At 73.4% G+C, this 15,955-nt stretch carries 17 protein-coding genes; 8 read left to right on the top strand and 9 right to left on the bottom strand.

Features of this window, described 5'->3' with window-relative positions; all coding sequences use genetic code 11:
• Positions 1–21 precede the first annotated feature (21 nt).
• Both V3C34_RS01345 and V3C34_RS01350 read right to left on the bottom strand, forming a co-directional pair.
• Positions 22–1,392 carry an amidase gene (locus V3C34_RS01345; protein WP_338539207.1) on the bottom strand — a complete coding sequence of 457 codons (1,371 nt, stop codon included), beginning with the start codon at positions 1,390–1,392 and terminating at the stop codon, positions 22–24.
• Positions 1,389–2,378, bottom strand: a complete 990-nt coding sequence (locus V3C34_RS01350) for a D-2-hydroxyacid dehydrogenase (protein WP_346007854.1) — start codon at positions 2,376–2,378, stop codon at positions 1,389–1,391. Before V3C34_RS01350 ends, V3C34_RS01345 begins: the two co-directional genes overlap by 4 nt.
• Before the next feature lie 70 nt (positions 2,379–2,448).
• Between V3C34_RS01350 and V3C34_RS01355 the strand changes: the two genes are divergently transcribed.
• Genes V3C34_RS01355 through V3C34_RS01365 form a run of 3 tightly spaced genes read left to right on the top strand, consistent with a single transcriptional unit; the run spans position 2,449 to position 4,578 of the window.
• Entirely contained in the window at positions 2,449–3,195 is a 747-nt protein-coding gene (locus V3C34_RS01355) for a maleate cis-trans isomerase family protein (protein ID WP_068426418.1), read from the top strand.
• Positions 3,192–3,923, top strand: coding sequence for a maleate cis-trans isomerase (locus V3C34_RS01360; RefSeq protein ID WP_346007855.1), 732 nt, complete (start codon positions 3,192–3,194; stop codon positions 3,921–3,923). The genes V3C34_RS01355 and V3C34_RS01360 overlap by 4 nt, the downstream gene beginning before the upstream one ends.
• Entirely contained in the window at positions 3,910–4,578 is a 669-nt protein-coding gene (locus tag V3C34_RS01365; protein ID WP_068328140.1) for a GntR family transcriptional regulator, read from the top strand. Before V3C34_RS01360 ends, V3C34_RS01365 begins: the two co-directional genes overlap by 14 nt.
• 68 nt (positions 4,579–4,646) lie before the next feature.
• Here V3C34_RS01365 and V3C34_RS01370 read toward each other — a convergent pair whose 3' ends face one another.
• A complete protein-coding gene (locus tag V3C34_RS01370) occupies positions 4,647–5,849 on the bottom strand; it encodes a Glu/Leu/Phe/Val dehydrogenase dimerization domain-containing protein (RefSeq protein ID WP_082817292.1) in 1,203 nt (400 codons plus the stop codon).
• A gap of 81 nt (positions 5,850–5,930) precedes the next feature.
• Between V3C34_RS01370 and V3C34_RS01375 the strand changes: the two genes are divergently transcribed.
• A complete protein-coding gene (locus V3C34_RS01375; RefSeq protein ID WP_346007856.1) occupies positions 5,931–6,920 on the top strand; it encodes a LysR family transcriptional regulator in 990 nt (329 codons plus the stop codon).
• Here the strand turns inward: V3C34_RS01375 and V3C34_RS01380 are convergent.
• Genes V3C34_RS01380 through V3C34_RS01390 form a run of 3 tightly spaced genes read right to left on the bottom strand, consistent with a single transcriptional unit; the run spans position 6,877 to position 8,815 of the window.
• Positions 6,877–7,539 carry a DUF998 domain-containing protein gene (locus V3C34_RS01380; RefSeq protein WP_346007857.1) on the bottom strand — a complete coding sequence of 221 codons (663 nt, stop codon included), beginning with the start codon at positions 7,537–7,539 and terminating at the stop codon, positions 6,877–6,879. The two genes, V3C34_RS01375 and V3C34_RS01380, sit on opposite strands and share 44 nt — an antisense overlap.
• On the bottom strand, positions 7,536–7,880 hold the full coding sequence (locus V3C34_RS01385; RefSeq protein ID WP_346007858.1) for a hypothetical protein: 345 nt from the start codon (positions 7,878–7,880) through the stop codon (positions 7,536–7,538). The genes V3C34_RS01380 and V3C34_RS01385 overlap by 4 nt, the downstream gene beginning before the upstream one ends.
• Positions 7,877–8,815 carry an alpha/beta hydrolase gene (locus V3C34_RS01390; protein ID WP_068328126.1) on the bottom strand — a complete coding sequence of 313 codons (939 nt, stop codon included), beginning with the start codon at positions 8,813–8,815 and terminating at the stop codon, positions 7,877–7,879. Before V3C34_RS01390 ends, V3C34_RS01385 begins: the two co-directional genes overlap by 4 nt.
• Before the next feature lie 89 nt (positions 8,816–8,904).
• On the opposite strand from V3C34_RS01390, the gene V3C34_RS01395 reads away from it, so the two are divergent.
• From V3C34_RS01395 to V3C34_RS01405, 3 genes are read left to right on the top strand one after another with little or no spacing between them, the layout of a single operon-like run.
• Complete coding sequence (locus V3C34_RS01395) at positions 8,905–9,546, top strand: DUF3105 domain-containing protein (protein ID WP_338539204.1); 642 nt, start codon at positions 8,905–8,907, stop codon at positions 9,544–9,546.
• The gene (locus V3C34_RS01400; protein ID WP_346007859.1) at positions 9,543–10,175 is read left to right on the top strand and encodes a DUF305 domain-containing protein; all 633 of its coding nucleotides are present in this window, start codon (positions 9,543–9,545) and stop codon (positions 10,173–10,175) included. Before V3C34_RS01395 ends, V3C34_RS01400 begins: the two co-directional genes overlap by 4 nt.
• Before the next feature lie 5 nt (positions 10,176–10,180).
• Complete coding sequence (locus V3C34_RS01405) at positions 10,181–11,224, top strand: threonine/serine dehydratase (protein WP_345914005.1); 1,044 nt, start codon at positions 10,181–10,183, stop codon at positions 11,222–11,224.
• Here V3C34_RS01405 and V3C34_RS01410 read toward each other — a convergent pair.
• Genes V3C34_RS01410 through V3C34_RS01420 form a run of 3 tightly spaced genes read right to left on the bottom strand, consistent with a single transcriptional unit; the run spans position 11,173 to position 12,357 of the window.
• Complete coding sequence (locus tag V3C34_RS01410) at positions 11,173–11,721, bottom strand: GNAT family N-acetyltransferase (protein ID WP_068328112.1); 549 nt, start codon at positions 11,719–11,721, stop codon at positions 11,173–11,175. The genes V3C34_RS01405 and V3C34_RS01410 overlap by 52 nt on opposite strands.
• 1 nt (position 11,722) lies before the next feature.
• A complete protein-coding gene (locus tag V3C34_RS01415; protein WP_068426436.1) occupies positions 11,723–12,112 on the bottom strand; it encodes a type II toxin-antitoxin system VapC family toxin in 390 nt (129 codons plus the stop codon).
• Entirely contained in the window at positions 12,109–12,357 is a 249-nt protein-coding gene (locus V3C34_RS01420) for a type II toxin-antitoxin system Phd/YefM family antitoxin (protein ID WP_068426438.1), read from the bottom strand. Before V3C34_RS01420 ends, V3C34_RS01415 begins: the two co-directional genes overlap by 4 nt.
• Before the next feature lie 95 nt (positions 12,358–12,452).
• Here V3C34_RS01420 and recC point away from each other — a divergent pair, with 95 nt between their 5' ends.
• Positions 12,453–15,947, top strand: a complete 3,495-nt coding sequence (recC, locus tag V3C34_RS01425) for an exodeoxyribonuclease V subunit gamma (RefSeq protein ID WP_346007860.1) — start codon at positions 12,453–12,455, stop codon at positions 15,945–15,947.
• Positions 15,948–15,955: the final 8 nt, after the last annotated feature.

Genomic DNA, 15,955 nt, shown 5'->3' on the forward strand with positions numbered 1-15,955 from the left:
CTCCACCCAGCGCGAAGGGGGTCAGCCCGCGAGGACGCCCTCGACCCACCGCGCAGCGGCCAGGACCAGGTCGTCCGAGTGCCGCGGGCCGACGATCTGCAGTCCCACGGGCAGTCCCGCCGCGGTCGTGCCGCACGGGATGCTGATCGCTGGCTGCTGGGTCATGTTGAAGGGGTAGGTGAAGGGGGTCCAGTCGGGCCAGCCGCGCAGGCCGCTGCCCGGCGGCACGTCGTGCCCGGCCTCGAAGGCGACGATCGGCATCGTCGGGGTGAGCAGCAGGTTGTGCCGCTCGTGGAAGGCACCCATCGTGATGCCGAGCTGCGCCGCCACGGCCCGCGCCTGGAGGTACTCGACACCGGAGCTGGTCTCCCCTTCGTCCCAGATGCGGCCGAGGCCGGGGTCGACCGTCTCGCGCGCACCGGGCATCCCGCGCAGGAGCGTCGCGGCACCGGTCGCCCAGAGCAGCTCGAAGGCCTCCCGCGGGTCCTCGAAGCCGGGGTCCTCGGCCTCGACGACCATCCCCGCGGCAGCGATCCGCGCGACGGCGGCATCGACGATCGAGCCGACCTCGTCGTCGACCTGCGCCCAGCCGAGGTCCCGCGAGTAGGCCACGTGCAGCCCGGTGAGGTCACGGGCCAGCTCACCGCGGAAGGTCCGAGTCGGTGGCGCGAGCGAGGTGGGGTCGCGCGGGTCGGGCATCGAGAGGATGTCCATGAGCACGGCCGCGTCCTCGACTGTGCGGGTCATCGGACCCGCGTGCGCGAGGGGGCCGAAGGGGCTCGCGGGGAACATCGGGATCCGCCCGTGCGTGGGCTTGAAGCCGACGATCCCGCAGAAGGACGCGGGGATCCGCACGCTGCCGCCGCCGTCCGTCCCCACCGCGACCGGGCCCATGCCGGCCGCGACCGCCGCAGCCGCGCCCCCCGACGACCCCCCGGCGGTCGTCGAGGGGTCGGCCGGGTTGCGGGTGATGCCGGTCAGGGGTGAGTCGGTGACGCCCTTCCACGCGAGCTCGGGCGTCGTCGTCTTGCCGACGAAGACCATCCCGTCCGCGCGCAGCCGGGCCGCGACGGGCGAGTCGACCGTCCACGGCTGGTCCGGGTCGATCGCCCTAGAGCCGCGAAGGGTGGGCCACCCCTCGGTGAGGAAGATGTCCTTGATCGAGATGGGCACCCCGTCGAGCAGGCCCTGCGGGTGCCCGGCACGCCACCGCTCCTCCGCGGCGCGCGCCTGGACGAGGGCCGACTCGCGGTCGACGAGGCAGAAGGCGTTGATCTCACCGTCGGCCGCCTCGATCCGGTCGAGTACCGCGTCGGTCGCCTCGACCGGGGAGAGCTCGCCGGACCCGTAGGCGGCGACGAGCTCGACGGCGGTCATCTCGGTGGGGTTCATGCACTGCTCCCGTCGGTCGGTACGTAGCCCAGCGAGGTGTCGACGACGTGGAGCAGCGGCTCCTCGTCGACCCACCGGGCGAAGTTGTCGGCGAAGAGGCGCACGAGCTCCTCGCGCCACCCGACGAAGTCCCCCGAGCTGTGCGGCGTGATGTGCACGCCCGGCATGTCCCACAGGGGGTGGTCGGCAGGGAGCGGCTCGGTGTCGAGGACGTCGAGGACGGCGCCGGCGATGTCCCCTTCGCGCAGGGCATCCACGAGGTCGTCGGTGACGACGGACTCGCCGCGCCCGACGTTGATGAGGCGGGCGTGGTCGGGCATCACGCGGAAGGCGGCGGCGTCGAACATGCCGCGCGTCGCGTCGGTGAGCGGGGCGATGCAGACGACCCAGTCGGCCGCGGCGAGCGCGTGGTGCAGCTCCTCCTGCGCGGTGACGGTCCCGAAGTCGGGGTCGTCGGTGCGGGCGCGGCGCCCCGACCCGCTCACCTGCATGCCGACCGCCCGCAGCAGCCGGGCGATGGCGCGCCCGATCCGGCCGGTGCCGACGACGAGGACGCGGGAGCCCGCGACCCGCTCGGACTCGCGGTGGACCCAGCGGTGCGCCTGCTGCAGCTCCCAGGAGCGCGGCAGGTCCTTGGCGATGCTCACGACCTGCCCGAGCACGTACTCGGCGATGGCCTCGTCGAAGACCCCGCGCGAGTTGGTGAGCACCACGTCGCTGCCGCGCACCTCCGGCGAGAGGATCGCGTCGACGCCCGTGGAGGCGACGTGGATCCACCTCAGGGCGTCGGCCGCGTGCCAGGCCTGGGGGATGGCGCTGGAGAAGAAGTCGTAGGCGAAGAGCACGTCCGCCCCCGCGAGCGCCTCCGGCAGCTCCTCGGCGCTCGCGTAGCGCACCTCGCGCGCCCGCTCGCGGACCGGCGCCATCGCCTGCTCGCTCGGGAGATCACCGTCGTGGAGCACCACGACCACGGACTGCCTGGGCATGTTGACAACGTATGAGCGGGTTCCTAGATTGTCAACAATCTGGCAATCCCGGTCGAAGGGAGGTCCTCGCGTGGAGCTGACCGGCACCGAGTACGACGGTCCGCTGGCCCAGCGCGGCATCGGGGTCATCGCCCCCTTCGACCTCGCCCTCGAGCGGGAGCTGTGGCGGTGGGCGCCGCTGGAGGTGAGCTTCCACCTGGCGCGCACCCCCTTCGAGCCGGTGCCGGTGAGCCTGGAGATGGCGCAGCGCGTCTCGGACGTGGCGGTGCTGCAGGCGGCGACCCGTGAGCTGCTCGGGGTCGAGCCGGAGGTCGTGGCCTACCTGTGCAGCTCGGGCAGCTTCGTCCACGGGCGCGAAGGGGAGGTCGCCCTCGGTGACGCGATCCGCGCGGCAGGCGCCCCCGACGCCGTGACCTCCTCCGGCGCCCTCGCCGAGGCGGTGACCGCCCTCGGGCTGCGGCACGTCTCGGTCATCACGCCCTACGACCAGCCGCTCACCGAGCGGCTCGTCGGCTTCCTCGGCGAGCTCGGGGTCGAGGTCGTCACGGCCCAGCACCTCGGGCTCGGCGGCGGCATCTGGCGGGTCAACTACCGCACCGTGGCCGAGCTCGTCTGCGCCGCGGACGACCCCGCGAGCGAGGCGCTCTTCGTCTCGTGCACCAACCTGCCGACCTACGACATCATCGGTCCGCTCGAGCGGGACCTCGGCAAACCGGTGCTCACCGCCAACCAGCTGACCGTGTGGGCCTGTCTGGCCCGCATGGGGCTGCCGACGACGGGGCCGGGCCGATGGCTCCGGGAGGTGTTCGGCCCGTGAGCGCACCCACTGCCGCGATCATCTACCCGGACCACGCGGCCGAGGACGAGTACCCCTGGGCTGCTGCGCTGCTCGGCGTGCACCTGCCCGTCACGCACGTCTACGGCACCGACCTGCACGCCGTGCCCGAGCTGCTCGACCTCGGCCGGCCGGACCGCCTCGCCGCGGGCGCTGCGGCGCTGGCCGAGCACGCGCCCCAGTCGGTGGTCTGGGCGTGCACGTCGGGCAGCTTCGTCTACGGGCCGGAGGGTGCGCAGCAGCAGATCGACCAGCTCGCCGCTGCGACAGGCGTGCCCGCATCGAGCACGAGCGCGGCCTTCGTCGCCGCCCTGGCCGACCTCGGCCTCACCCGGGTCGCGGTCGCCGCGAGCTACCCGCGCGAGGTGGCCGCCCTCTTCGTGGACTACCTCGCGGCCGCGGGCATCGAGGTCGTCGCGATGGGCAGCGCCGGCATCGACACGGCCGCGGAGGTGGGGGGCCTGGCCCCCGAGCAGGTCCTCGAGCTCGCCGTCGCCCACGACCGTCCCGAGGCGCAGACGCTCCTCGTGCCCGACACGGCGATGCGTACCCTCGCGGTCATCCCCGACCTCGAGGCGCGGCTGGGCAAGCCGGTGCTCACCGCCAACCAGGTGACGATCTGGCAGGCGTTGGCCCTCGCCGGGTCGAGGCCCACGTCCTCCGTGCTGGGGGCCCTCTTCGCGCAAAGGCAGGACCATGCCCGTCAGTGACCTGACCCCCAACCCGCGCCGCTCGACGGTCGAGTACCTCGCCGACGAGCTGCGCGGCGCCGTCATGACCGGGCGCCTCGAGCCGGGTGAGCAGCTCGGCGAGGCGGACCTGGCCGCGCACTTCGAGGTCTCGCGCGGCCCGCTGCGCGAGGCCATGCAGCGCCTCGTCTCCGAGGGCATCCTCCACGCGATCACCAACCGCGGCGTCTTCGTCAGCGAGCTGACCCTCGAGGACGTGCGCGACGTCTACCGGACCCGCTCGGTCATCGAGCGGGGCGCCCTCGAGGTCGTCCTCGACGAGGGCCGCCGCGAGGCCACCGCCGGCGAGCTCGACGAGGTCGTCCGGCGGATGCGTCAGGCCGCCGCGAAGGGGGACGGCCCGGCCGTCTCGGACGCCGACCAGCACTTCCACGAGGTGCTCGTCGAGGCCTCCGCCAGCCCGCGCCTCATCCGGGCGATGCGCACCCTGCTCGTCGAGACCCGGATGTGCCTGGGCGAGCTGCGCACGACCTACACCGAGCTCGAGACCCAGGTCGACGAGCACGAGGCCCTGCGCCGCACGATCCTCGAGGCGACCCCTGCCCGCGCCAAGGCGGCGCTGCAGGCCCACCTCGACGATGCCGTCGAGCGGCTCGTCGCCAAGCGCACGCCCTGACCGCGCCGACACTCGGGTGATGGCTCCTATCCGGACCGGATAGGAGCCATCACCCGAGTGTCAGGACGTCAGGGGATGACGATCTGGGCGCCCTCGAGCAGCCGCAGGTTGGTCGCGGCGAGTGCGAAGGCGGTGTCGCGCATCGGCGTGCCCTCCTGCCTCCACGCCCGGGCGAGCACCGCGACCTTCGAGCGCATCTCGGTCGACAGCCGCCGGAAAGAGTCCTGCGGATCGGTCCCGACCTGCCCCTGGAGCAGCCACCAGGCCCAGGCCGCGGCCCCCGTGTTGGCGATGAAGTCCGGCACGACCGGGATGCCGCGCGCGGTGAGCGTGTCCTCGGCCCCCCAGGTGGTCGCGGCGTTGGCGGCCTCGACGACGACGCGGGCGGCCACCCCTTCGACGTTGTCCTCACGGATCGCGTACGAGACCGCCGCCGGCACGAAGACGTCCGCGGTGATCTGCAGGATCGCGTCGCGGTCGAGCTGCTGCACGTGGGACGGCACCCGCGAGCGGTCGATCTCCCCGTACTGGTCGCGCAGGTCGAGCAGCGTCGGGATGTCCAGCCCGGCGGGGTCGACGAGCGTGCCGCGCGCGTCGGCGATCGCCGTGACCCGGGCGCCCGCCTCGTGCAGGTACCACGCGGCGCCGCCACCCATCGTCCCGATGCCCTGGATCGTGACCTCGGTCTCGGGCACCGCCCAGTCGAACCCCTCGGCGACGCCGAGGCAGGCCTGCGCCACGCCGTAGCCGCCGATGATGTCGCCGAGCGGCAGCCCGTCGGTCATGACCGCCAGTCCCGCGTGCACCCGCTCGAGGGTCGCCTCCGGGTCCGGGGAGCGGGTGATCGCCGCGTGGAAGGACTGCGACAGGCCGATCTCCTCGAAGACGTCGTCGATGAGCTGCTGGGTCACGCCGAGGTCCTCCGCGGTGACCCAGTGGCCGTCGAGCCACGGGCGCATCGCGTCGAAGAACCTCGAGAGGACACCGAAGGCCCGCGGGTCCTTCGGGTCGAAGTCGATGCCCCCCTTCGCCCCGCCGACCGGCAGACCGAAGGCGGCCGTCTTGGTCGCCATCCCGCGCGCCAGGTCCGCGACCTCGTCCCGCGTGCAGCCGGGACGCATCCGGGTGCCACCCGTCGCGATGCCGCAGACGAGGGTGTGCACGACGAGGTACCCGTGGGCCCCGGTCACCGGGTCGACCCAGGTGACCTCGTGGGCCGGGGCGCGGTCGACGAAGGCGTGGGACGGGTCGGTGCTGTGGGTGAGGGTCACGGGGAACCACCTTCTGCGTCAGGAGCGATGGTCCCAGCGTCAGCGTGTGACGCCGTTGACGTCCAGTTACGGAAGGTGCGCGTGATCGTGCACCTTCTGTGCACGATCCGCGCCGCCTACTGTGGGCGGATGGAGCTGTCCCTGCGACGACTGCAGATGCTGCGCGAGCTGCACCGGCGCGGCACGATCACCGCTGCCGCGCAGGCCCTGCGCTACAGCCCCTCCGGCGTCTCCCAGCAGCTCGCCCAGCTCGAGCGCGAGGTGGGCGTCAAGCTCATCGAGAAGCACGGTCGGCGGGTGCAGCTCACCGAGCTCGGCCTCCTCCTGTCCGAGCACGCCGAGGAGATCCTCGGCTCCGTCGAGCGGGCGACCGCGGCCATCGAGCAGGCGCAGTCCGGCATCACCGCGCGCCTGACCGTCGGCGTGTGGGCGTCGGTCGCCTCCGGCCTGCTGCCGCGCGCCCTCTCGGCGCTGGCGCTCGAGCACCCCGGCATCGCGGTGCGCACCACCGAGCTCGTCCCGGAGGAGACCGCCGACGCGGTGCGCGACGGGCTGCTCGACATGTCCTTCGTCATCGACTACTCGGGCCACCCGGTCGACTGGGACCCCGCGGTCCAGCGGTCGGTCGTCGCCGTCGAGCGACTGCACGCAGCCGTCCCCGAGGGTGTCCTGCCCGGCGACAGCGTCTCCCTCACCGAGCTGGCCGAGTACCCGTGGATCCTCTCGGGGCCCCGGTCGCACTTCGGCCGCGCGGTCCGGGTGGAGTGCCACGCGCACGGTTTCGAGCCGCGCATCGTGCACACCGTCGAGGAGCAGTTCACCGCCCTGGCGATGATCGCCGGCGGTCTCGGGGTCTCCCTCGTCTCCGACCTCGGCCTGACGCTGCTGCCGCCGGGCGTCGACGTCGTGCCGCTCGAGGAGACGATCCTGCGCACGGTCTCGGTCGCGCACCGGGCCAGCTCGACGCCGCGCCCGTCGATCGACCTCTTCGTCGAGGCGGTGCGCACGGCTGCGGACGAGCAGGGCCTCACCGTCGGTGGCGTGCCCCCGGGGGAGGCGCGACCCTCCTAGGGCTGGGCGGGCGTGCGTGCAGCAGGAGCACTGCCCCGGCCACGACCTGCCAGACGATGACCGCGTCGACCGCGAGCCGCTCGGCCAGCCCGAAGCCGACCACCCCGGTCCACATCAGGACGATCCCCGCGCACGACACGAGCGCGCAGACCGCGGCCCAGCCGGCGAGGGCCGGGTACCGGCGCGCGAGGGCGATCGTCAGCGCGACGAGCAGCAGCGTGCCGCCGACGATCGCGAGCACCGCGCCGGTCCCGTGCCCGTTGGCCCGGTCGGAGGTCAGGCCCGTGGGCACGAGACCGACGACGACGACCCCGAGCCCGTGCACGACGGCGAGAGGGAGCACCGCCCAGCGCCACCGCGGGACCCACGGGGCGAGGACGAGCGCGGCGAGCGCGACCCGCACACCCGAGACGACGAAGGTCGCGTTCATCGCCCCGTGCCGCGTCGACTCGGCGCGGTCGGCATCGGTCCACATGACCTCGGGCACGCCGAGCGCGCTGATCGCGTCACGGGTCCAGCTGTACGGACGCCCCTGCCAGCCGCCGACGGCCCAGGCCTCGCCGAGCAGGTAGAGCACGGCGAGCAGGAGCAGCAGCCCGCCGAGCCGCAGTCGCGTCACGCGTCGGGCGAAGGGGGGCTCGCCGGCGGCTGGTCGCCGCCCGGCTCCTGCCCGCCCGGCTTCTGGTCGGCCACGAGGTCGACGCCCGCGGCCAGCCCCGAGCGCACCCTGCCGAGGAACCCGGCGCCCGTGCCACCGGTCACCCGAGCGACCTCGCTCTCGGCGCGATCGAGGAACCCGTGGGCCTGCTCGCGGTGGTCGGCGGCGAAGGTCCCGACGAGTCCCACCGCGTCCTGGGCGATCTTCGCCGCGGCCGCACCGGCCTCGCCGAGCCGCCGCTCGAGCTCGAGGTCCTCGATGGCCCGGCGGGCATCACGCTTGTCCTCGGTCACGTCGGTCACACTCCCTTCGTCACGGGCAGGTGGGCATCGAGCCAGCCGATGACGTCCGCCGTGACCTCGTCGCGGTTGATCTCGTTGAGCAGCTCGTGCCGGGCACCGGGGAAGATCTCCACGGTGACGTCCCGGACGCCGCCGGCACTGAAGGCCTCGGCCACGGCACGCGCGCCGCGGCCGTCCTTGCCGCCGACGGGGTCGTCGGAGCCGGAGACCACGAGCAGCGGCAGGTCGTGCGGGACCCGGGCGGCGAGGCCCTGCAGGCGACCGACCCCGCCCAGCAGGTCGGCGAAGAACCCGGCGGTGAAGACCTCGCCGCAGCGCGGGTCGTCGACGTACTTGCGCACCTCGGCCGGGTCGCGGGAGAGCCAGGCGAAGTCGCCCTCGTCCTTGAAGGGCTTGTTGTAGGCGCCGAAGGTCAGCGCGTCCATGAGCCGGGACGTCGTGCGGCGACCGCGGATGCGCGCCTGCAGGGTCGCGACCACCTGGCCGACCTTGCCGAGGAGGCCCGGGTCGCCGGCGGTGCCGGAGAGGACCGCGCCGGCGAGGGTGTGCCCGTACCTGGTGATGTAGTCGCGGCCGAGGAGCGAACCCATGGAGTGCCCGAAGAAGAAGACGGGCAGGTCGGGGTGCCGCTCGGCGATGGCGTCCGAGATCGCGTGCAGGTCCTCGACGACCGTGTCCCAGCCGTTGTCGTCGGCGTAGTAGCCGCGGTCCTCGACACCGCTCGAGGTCTCCCCATGTCCTCGGTGGTCGTGCATCCACACCGCGTAGCCGGCGTCGGTGAGGGCCTGCGCGAAGCGCTCGTAGCGACCCGAGTGCTCGGCCATGCCGTGGGCCATCTGCACGACCCCCTTCGCCTGCGCGTCCGGGAGCCAGATACGGACGAAGAGCGGCAGACCGTCCTGCGGAGAGGTGATGGTGGTCGTCTCGGAGCGCATGGCGCCAGACTAGTGGCGAGAGCCCCCAGTGGACTTTCAGTTGACGGTGCAATAATCGGCCCAGACCCGCCCCCGACCCCGAGGGACCCATGAGCAGCAAGAAGTCCACCAACCTCTCCGCCCGCGAGGCCAAGCTCGCCGAGGCCCGCAAGGCTCAGCAGTCGGCCGACCGCCGCCGGTCGCTCCTCCTCGCCGGCGCCGCCGGCCTGGTGATCGTCTTCATCGCCGGCGCCGTCCTCTGGGCGATCCTCGGTGAGCGCGACGAGCGCGCGGCCGCGGGCGACCTCGGGTCCGTCAAGACCTTCGACTACAAGGGCGGCAACCACGTCAACGGCCGGGTCGACTACAAGGAGTCGCCGCCGGTCGGGGGCGAGCACAACGGCGTCTGGCTCAACTGCGGCACCTACGACGAGGCGGTGCCCGACGAGCACGCGGTCCACTCGCTCGAGCACGGTGCCGTCTGGATCACCTACGACCCGTCCCTGCCCGAGGCCGACGTCGACAAGCTCGACGACGCCCTGCCGGACACGTACACCCTCCTCTCCCCCTACGAGGGCGACATGCCGAGCAAGATCGTCCTGTCCGCCTGGGGCACCCAGCTCGCCGTCGACTCGGCGGACGACCCGCGGATCAAGGGCTTCATCAAGGAGTACCGCCAGGGGCCGCAGACCCCTGAGCCCGGCGCCGCCTGCACCGGCGGGGTGACCCCCGAGACGAGCCTCGTCAAGTGACCCCCCGGGTCGTCCTCGCCGCCGTCGTCGCGCTGGCCGTCGGGCTCGTCGCCGGGCTGCTCGTCAGCCGCGCCGGCGGGGACGACCTGCCGGCCGACGACAGCGTCGCGGCAGGCTTCGCCCGCGACATGCAGACCCACCACGACCAGGCCGTCGAGATGTCGTGGATCATCTACGACCGCACCGACGACCGGTTCGTGCGCTCGCTCGCCTACGACATCGCGCGCACCCAGTCGCACCAGTCCGGCCAGATGGCCGGCTGGCTGCAGACGTGGGGCCTGAGCCCGACCGGGCCCGGCGAGCCGATGGACTGGATGAAGGGCCTGGGCCACTCCCACGGCGACGAGGCCTCCGAGCTCACCGACGACGGGCTCATGCCCGGCATGGCGAGCCAGGAGGAGATCACCAGGCTCGAGGGCCTGGAGGGCGAAGAGGCGGAGGTCTACTTCCTCCAGCTGATGATCCGCCACCACGAGGCCGGCGTGCCCATGGCCGAGAACGCGCGCGACTACGCCAGGAACGAGGCCGTCGAGACCCTCGCCACCTCGATCATCAACAGCCAGACCAGCGAGGTCGAGACGATGACGACGATGCTGCGGGAGCGTGGCGCGAAGCCGCTGGCAGAGTGAGTCCCATGGACTTCGGCATCGACACGATCAAGGCCGCGGCGCGGCGGCTCGACGGACGCGTCCGACGGACCCCGCTGCTCTCCTCACCGATGCTCGACGAGCTGGTCGGCGCGACCGTGCTCGTCAAGGCCGAGGCGCTGCAGCTGACCGGCTCGTTCAAGATCCGGGGCGCGCTCAACACGCTGCTCTCGCTGGACGACGAGGAGCGGGCGGCCGGCGTGCTCGCCTTCTCCACCGGCAACCACGGCCAGGCGGTCGCGGCCTCGGCGCGGATGACCGGCTCGACCGCGACGATCGTTATGCCGCAGGACGCCCCGCGGATCAAGGTCGACGGGTGCCGCTGGTGGGGCGCGGAGGTCGTCTTCTACGACCCGGCGACGCAGGACCGCGAGGAGGTCGGGCGCGGCCTCGTCGCCGAGCGCGGCCTGACCCTCGTGCACCCCTACGACGACGTCCGCGTGATGTCGGGCCAGGGGACCGTGGGCCTGGAGATCGTCGACCAGCTGCGCGAAGGGGGTCACTCCCCCGACGCCGTCGTCCTCCCGTGCAGCGGTGGTGGGTTGTCGTCGGGGGTCATCGAGGCGGTCCGCTCGACGTACGACGTCGCCCCCTTCGTCGTGGAGCGCCATGGGTACCCCAAGATGGCGCGCTCGCTCGCCTCGGGCCGGGTGGAGAAGGTGCCGGCGGTGCCGGTCTTCCTCGACGCGATCGGGTCGCCGACCGTCGGTGAGCACACGCTCGCCGCGCTCTCGCGGCACCCGGTCACCGCGCTCGAGGTCACCGACGACGAGGCCCGGGTCGCGATGCGCGAGGCGGTGCGCACGCTCAAGCTCGTCGTCGAGCCGGGCGGCTCGGCCGCGCTGGCAGCGGTGCTGGCACAGCGGGAGCGGTTCGCCGGTCAGACCGTCGTCGTCGTGGCGAGCGGCGGCAACGTCGACGCCCCGGTCCTCGCCGACGTGCTGACGGCGAGCCTGTCAGGCCCGCCCGGCAGCGGCCCTCAGCCGAGGCGTGCTGCCAGCTCCTCTGACGTGACCTCCCGGTCCGCGTAGACGAGTCGGACGGCGTCAGGGGCCCCCTCAGCGGGGCCGCGGTGGACCAGGGTCATCCCGAGCCGCTCGGCAACCCGGCGGGAGGCGGTGTTGTGCTCGAGGAGCCGGGCGAGGACCGGGCCGTCGGGCCTGACCTCACGCGCGGCGGTGAGCGCGGGGGCGCAGGCCTCCGTGGCCAGGCCCGCGCGACGGGAGTCGGGGGCGATGGCGTAGCCGAGGTTCCACCAGCCACCCGGCCGCAGCCAGCACCCCGCGTTGCCGAGGAAGGTGCCGTCGTCGAGCGAGCGCACGATCCACGGTCCCAGCCCGTCGCGCTCCCACCCGTGCAGCCAGCCCGCGAGCATGACGAAGGTCGTGCGCTCATGGGTCTGCAGATCCTCTGGGGAGTGCGCCCAGGTCCGCGGGTCCGAGTAGATGGCGTGCAGGTTCGACAGGTCTTCGATGGTCGGGATGTCGAGCCGGAGCCGCTCGGTGCGCACGTGCTGCAGATCGCCCATGTCAGGTGGGAGCGATGACGGTGAAGCCGAGGTCGCGTGATGCCTCAGCCATGCGGTGATCGTAGGTCACGACGGCATCGGCCCCGATGCGTACGGCTGCCGCGAGGTGCAGGGCGTCGAGCGACCTCGGGCGAGGACCGCCGAGCAGCCCCGCCTCGCGGAAGAGCGAGGCCGGCATCTCGAAGAGGTTCACCCGCTCGACCAGCTGGGACACCACCTCCTGGGTGAGGTCACCCCTTCGCTGCGCTGCCCGACGCAGCTCCGTCTCGAGCAGCAGGCAGGCCACGAGGTCGGGTGTCTCGGTGTCCAGGTGATCTGCCAGGACGCTCGATTCCCGCGCCTCGATCACGAGCTTCAAAGCCGCCGAGGTGTCGAGGTACCAGCAGCTCACCGATCGCCGCGCAAGTCGTCGAGGATCTCTTGAGTGGACTCGGTGGCGTGGGCCCGGCGGATCTCGGCGAAAGGCGATCGCTTGGTCGCCGGCCGCAGACACTGCAGGTCCGTCTGCTCGGTGAAGGGTGACAACGTCGCCACGGGGACTCCGCGACGCGTCACCGTGTAGCTCTCGCCCCGCTCGACGCCGCGCATGATCTCCGCGTTGTCGTTGCGCAGCTGCCGCTGGCTGATGGTGCGCATGGATCAACCGTAGCGCGCTGTAGCACATGACCGCGGACGTCGAGCATGTGGATGGTCCACCACGCGCTGTCGGTCGGCGCGGATACGGTCTGCATGTGGCCCTACACCTCCACCGCGCGCAGCGCACCGACACCCTCGCCGAGGACCTCGGTGGGCTGCTGGCGAGCCCGCTGCCGGACCCCTTCGCCCAAGAGGTCGTCGTCGTGCCCGAGCAGGGCATCGAGCGCTGGCTCGCGCAGCGGCTCTCGCACCGCCTCGGCACAGGCGAAGGGTGTCAGGACGGGGTGTGCGCGGGCGTCACCTTCCTGCGGCCGCGCTCGCTCGTCACGATGCTCACCGGCCGTGACGACGACGACCCGTGGCTGCCGCAGCACCTCGCCTGGCCGCTCCTGTCGGTCATCGACGACGCGCTCGGCGAGCCGTGGTGCACGGCCCTCAGCCGGCACCTCGGGCACGGCACCGAGGACCCCGACGGCGTCCGGGCCGGGCGGCGGTACTCCGTCGCGCTGCGCCTCGCCCGACTCCTCCACCGCTACGCGCAGAGCCGACCGACGATGCTCACCGACTGGCGCGAGGGGCGGGACACCGACGGCGCCGGCGCCGCCCTGGACACCGACCTGGCGTGGCAGGCCGAGCTGTGGCGCCGCCTCGTCGCGCGGGTCGACGCTCCCCCGCCGGACGTGCGCCACGCCGAGACGGTGGCGTCCCTTCGAGACGGCGCTGGCGCGCCTCCTCAGGGAGCGGATGGAGACGGCGCTGGCGCGCCTCCTCAGGGAGCGGACGGAGATGGGCTCGAGCTGCCGGAGCGGCTCTCGCTCTTCGGCCACACGCGCTTGGCGGTCACCGACGTCGAGCTCCTCCGGGCGCTCGCCCTCTCCCGCGACGTGCACCTGTGGCTGCCGCAGCCCTCGCCCGACCTGTGGGAGCGGCTCGCCCCCTTCGCCGACGAGGGCGTCGTGGACCGCGCGGACGACCGCACGAGCGACCTCGTGCGCCACCCCCTCCTGGCCTCGCTCGGGCGGGACTCGCGCGAGCTGGTGCGGGTGCTGGGGAGCAGCGGGAGCCCGGCCGCCCTTCGAGACGGCGCTGGCGCGCCTCCTCAGGGAGCGCGTGACGGGACGCCTCCTCAGGGAGCGGGTGACGGCGCGCCTCCTCAGGGGGCGGGTGACGGGGTGCCGGCGCCGCCGAGGAGCGTGCTCGAGTGGCTCCAGGCCGACATCCGCGAGGACCACGTGCCCGACGAGGACGAGCGGGCGGCGCGGCAGGTGCCCGTCGACGACCGGTCGATCCAGGTGCACTCGTGCCACGGCCCGGCGCGGCAGGTAGAGGTGCTGCGCGAGGTGCTCGTCGGCCTGCTCGAGGACGACCCGGGCCTCGAGCCCCGGGACGTGCTCGTCATGTGCCCCGACGTCGAGACCTATGCGCCGCTCATCGGGGCGGCCTTCGGTCTCGGTGACCACGGGACCGACGCCGAGGGCGTCGACACCCACCCCGCCCACCGTCTGCGCGTCCGTCTCGCCGACCGCTCGTTGCGCGCGACCAACCCCCTGCTGGACGTCGCCCACCGCGTCGTGGCCCTCGCCGGTGGTCGCCTGACCGCGAGCGAGGTCCTCGACCTGGCGGCGAGCGACGCGGTGCGGCGCCGCTTCCGCCTCGACGACGACGACCTCGCCACCATGACCCGCTGGGTCACCGACTCCGGGATCCGGTGGGGCTACGACCAGGCGCGGCGGGCCCCCTTCGCCATGGAGGTGGAGCACCAGGGGACGTGGCGGTTCGGACTCGACCGGCTCCTGCTCGGCGTCACGGTCTCCGCCGACGGGCCGCTCGAGATCGGCGGGGTCATGCCGCTCGACGACGTCGGCAGCGGCTCCGTCGACCTCGTCGGCCGGGTCACCGAGATGCTCGGGCGCATCGGCGCAGGGCTCGACACCCTCGAGGGCGCCGGTACGGCCGAGCAGTGGATGACCGGGCTCACCGAGACCGTCCTGTCGCTCACCGACGTGCCCACCCGCGACCAGTGGCAGGTGGGCGACCTGCGGCGCACCCTCTCCTCGGCCGCCCGGCATGCCGGGGACGACGTGCCGCTGCGCCTCGCCGACGTCCGCGTGCTGCTGCGCGACCAGCTGGCCGGGCGGCCGAGCCGCGCGAGCTTCCGCACCGGCGGCCTCACCGTGTGCACGATGACACCGATGCGCTCGGTCCCCCACCGCGTCGTGTGCCTGCTCGGGATGGACGACGACTCCTTCCCGCGGCAGCAGACGGTCGACGGTGACGACGTGCTCGCCCGCACCCCGCTCACCGGCGAGCGCGACGCCCGCAGCGAGGACCGGCAGCTCCTCCTCGACGCCGTCCTCGCCGCCCGGGACCGCCTCGTCATCACCTACACCGGCGCCGACGAGCACAGCGGCGAGCCCTGCCCGCCCGCCGTCCCCCTCGGCGAGCTCATCGACGCCGCCCGCGAGACGACCACCGCGCTCGTGCCGGTCCGCCAGCACCCGCTGCAGCCCTTCGACGCGCGCAACCTCTCGGGCGGGCAGGGTGACGACGGACCGTTCAGCTTCGACCGGGCCGCGCTGCAGGCCGCCCGGGCCAGTCTGGGCGAGCGCACCCCGCCCGGACGATTGCTCACCTCGCCGTTGCCCGCCCGCGCCGTCGACGACATCTCGCTCGCCGAACTGATCTCCTTCTACGACAACCCGGCCCGCGGCTTCGTGCGCGAGCGGCTCGGCGTCGGTGTCTCCCGAGAGGTCGACGAGGTGAGCGACCGGTTGCCGATCGACCTCGACGGCCTCCAGAAGTGGGCCATCGGCGACCGCGCCCTGCGCGCCCGGATCGCCGGGCACGACCCCCACGCGATCTACCAAGCCGAGCTGCTCCGCGGCGAGCTGCCGCCCGCCGGCCTCGGCCACCTCGCGCTCGAGGAGATCGGGCGGGCGGTCGAGGGACTCATGGCCCAGGTGGCGCAGGGGCCGGCCGAGGAGCCGCGCTCGGTCGACATCGAGGTCGCCCTCCCCGGCGACCGACGGCTCACCGGCACCGTCGACGGTGTGCGCGGTCACCACCTCGTCGACGTCACCTTCTCGCGCCTGGCCCCCAAGCACCAGCTCGCCTCGTGGATCCGTCTGCTCGCCCTCACCGCCGCCGGGTCGGACGACGAAGGGTGGCAGGCCAGTGCCCTCGGCAAGGGCAGTCGGGGCTCCGTGGCCCGCACGACCCGCGGGCCCCTGCCGCAGGCTGCCGCCCGCTCGCACCTCGCGGCCCTCGTCGACCTGTACGCGCTCGGATTGACCGCGCCCTTGCCGCTGCCGGTCAAGACCGCCTTCGCGTGGGCGGAGGTGGTGCAGCGCAACGGCTCCCGGCGCACCGCTGCGACGAAGAAGGCCGAGGCGGACTGGTCCGCCAGCCACCTCAAGAACGGCACGGTCATCCCCGGCGAGCGGGACGATGCGTGGTGGCGGCTCGTCCACGGGAGCGAGGCTCCCTTCGCCGTGCTCCTGGAGGACGTCGCCGGCCCCGGGACCGACCTGGCCACCCTCGCCCCCACGGTCTGGGGCCCCGCCATCGACAACATCGAGAGCACCGCATGACCGAGGTG

Source organism: Janibacter terrae (genome assembly GCF_039636765.1).
Taxonomy (GTDB): Bacteria; Actinomycetota; Actinomycetes; order Actinomycetales; family Dermatophilaceae; genus Janibacter; species Janibacter terrae.

What these genes read in the sequence shown, in the direction of transcription:
- V3C34_RS01345 (WP_338539207.1), bottom strand. Translation starts at nt 1,392, where the DNA reads ATGAACCCCACCGAGATGACCGCCGTCGAGCTCGTCGCCGCCTACGGG.
- V3C34_RS01350 (WP_346007854.1), bottom strand. Translation starts at nt 2,378, where the DNA reads ATGCCCAGGCAGTCCGTGGTCGTGGTGCTCCACGACGGTGATCTCCCG.
- V3C34_RS01365 (WP_068328140.1), top strand. Translation starts at nt 3,910, where the DNA reads ATGCCCGTCAGTGACCTGACCCCCAACCCGCGCCGCTCGACGGTCGAG.
- V3C34_RS01390 (WP_068328126.1), bottom strand. Translation starts at nt 8,815, where the DNA reads ATGCGCTCCGAGACGACCACCATCACCTCTCCGCAGGACGGTCTGCCG.
- V3C34_RS01395 (WP_338539204.1), top strand. Translation starts at nt 8,905, where the DNA reads ATGAGCAGCAAGAAGTCCACCAACCTCTCCGCCCGCGAGGCCAAGCTC.
- V3C34_RS01405 (WP_345914005.1), top strand. Translation starts at nt 10,181, where the DNA reads ATGGACTTCGGCATCGACACGATCAAGGCCGCGGCGCGGCGGCTCGAC.
- V3C34_RS01410 (WP_068328112.1), bottom strand. Translation starts at nt 11,721, where the DNA reads ATGGGCGATCTGCAGCACGTGCGCACCGAGCGGCTCCGGCTCGACATC.
- V3C34_RS01420 (WP_068426438.1), bottom strand. Translation starts at nt 12,357, where the DNA reads ATGCGCACCATCAGCCAGCGGCAGCTGCGCAACGACAACGCGGAGATC.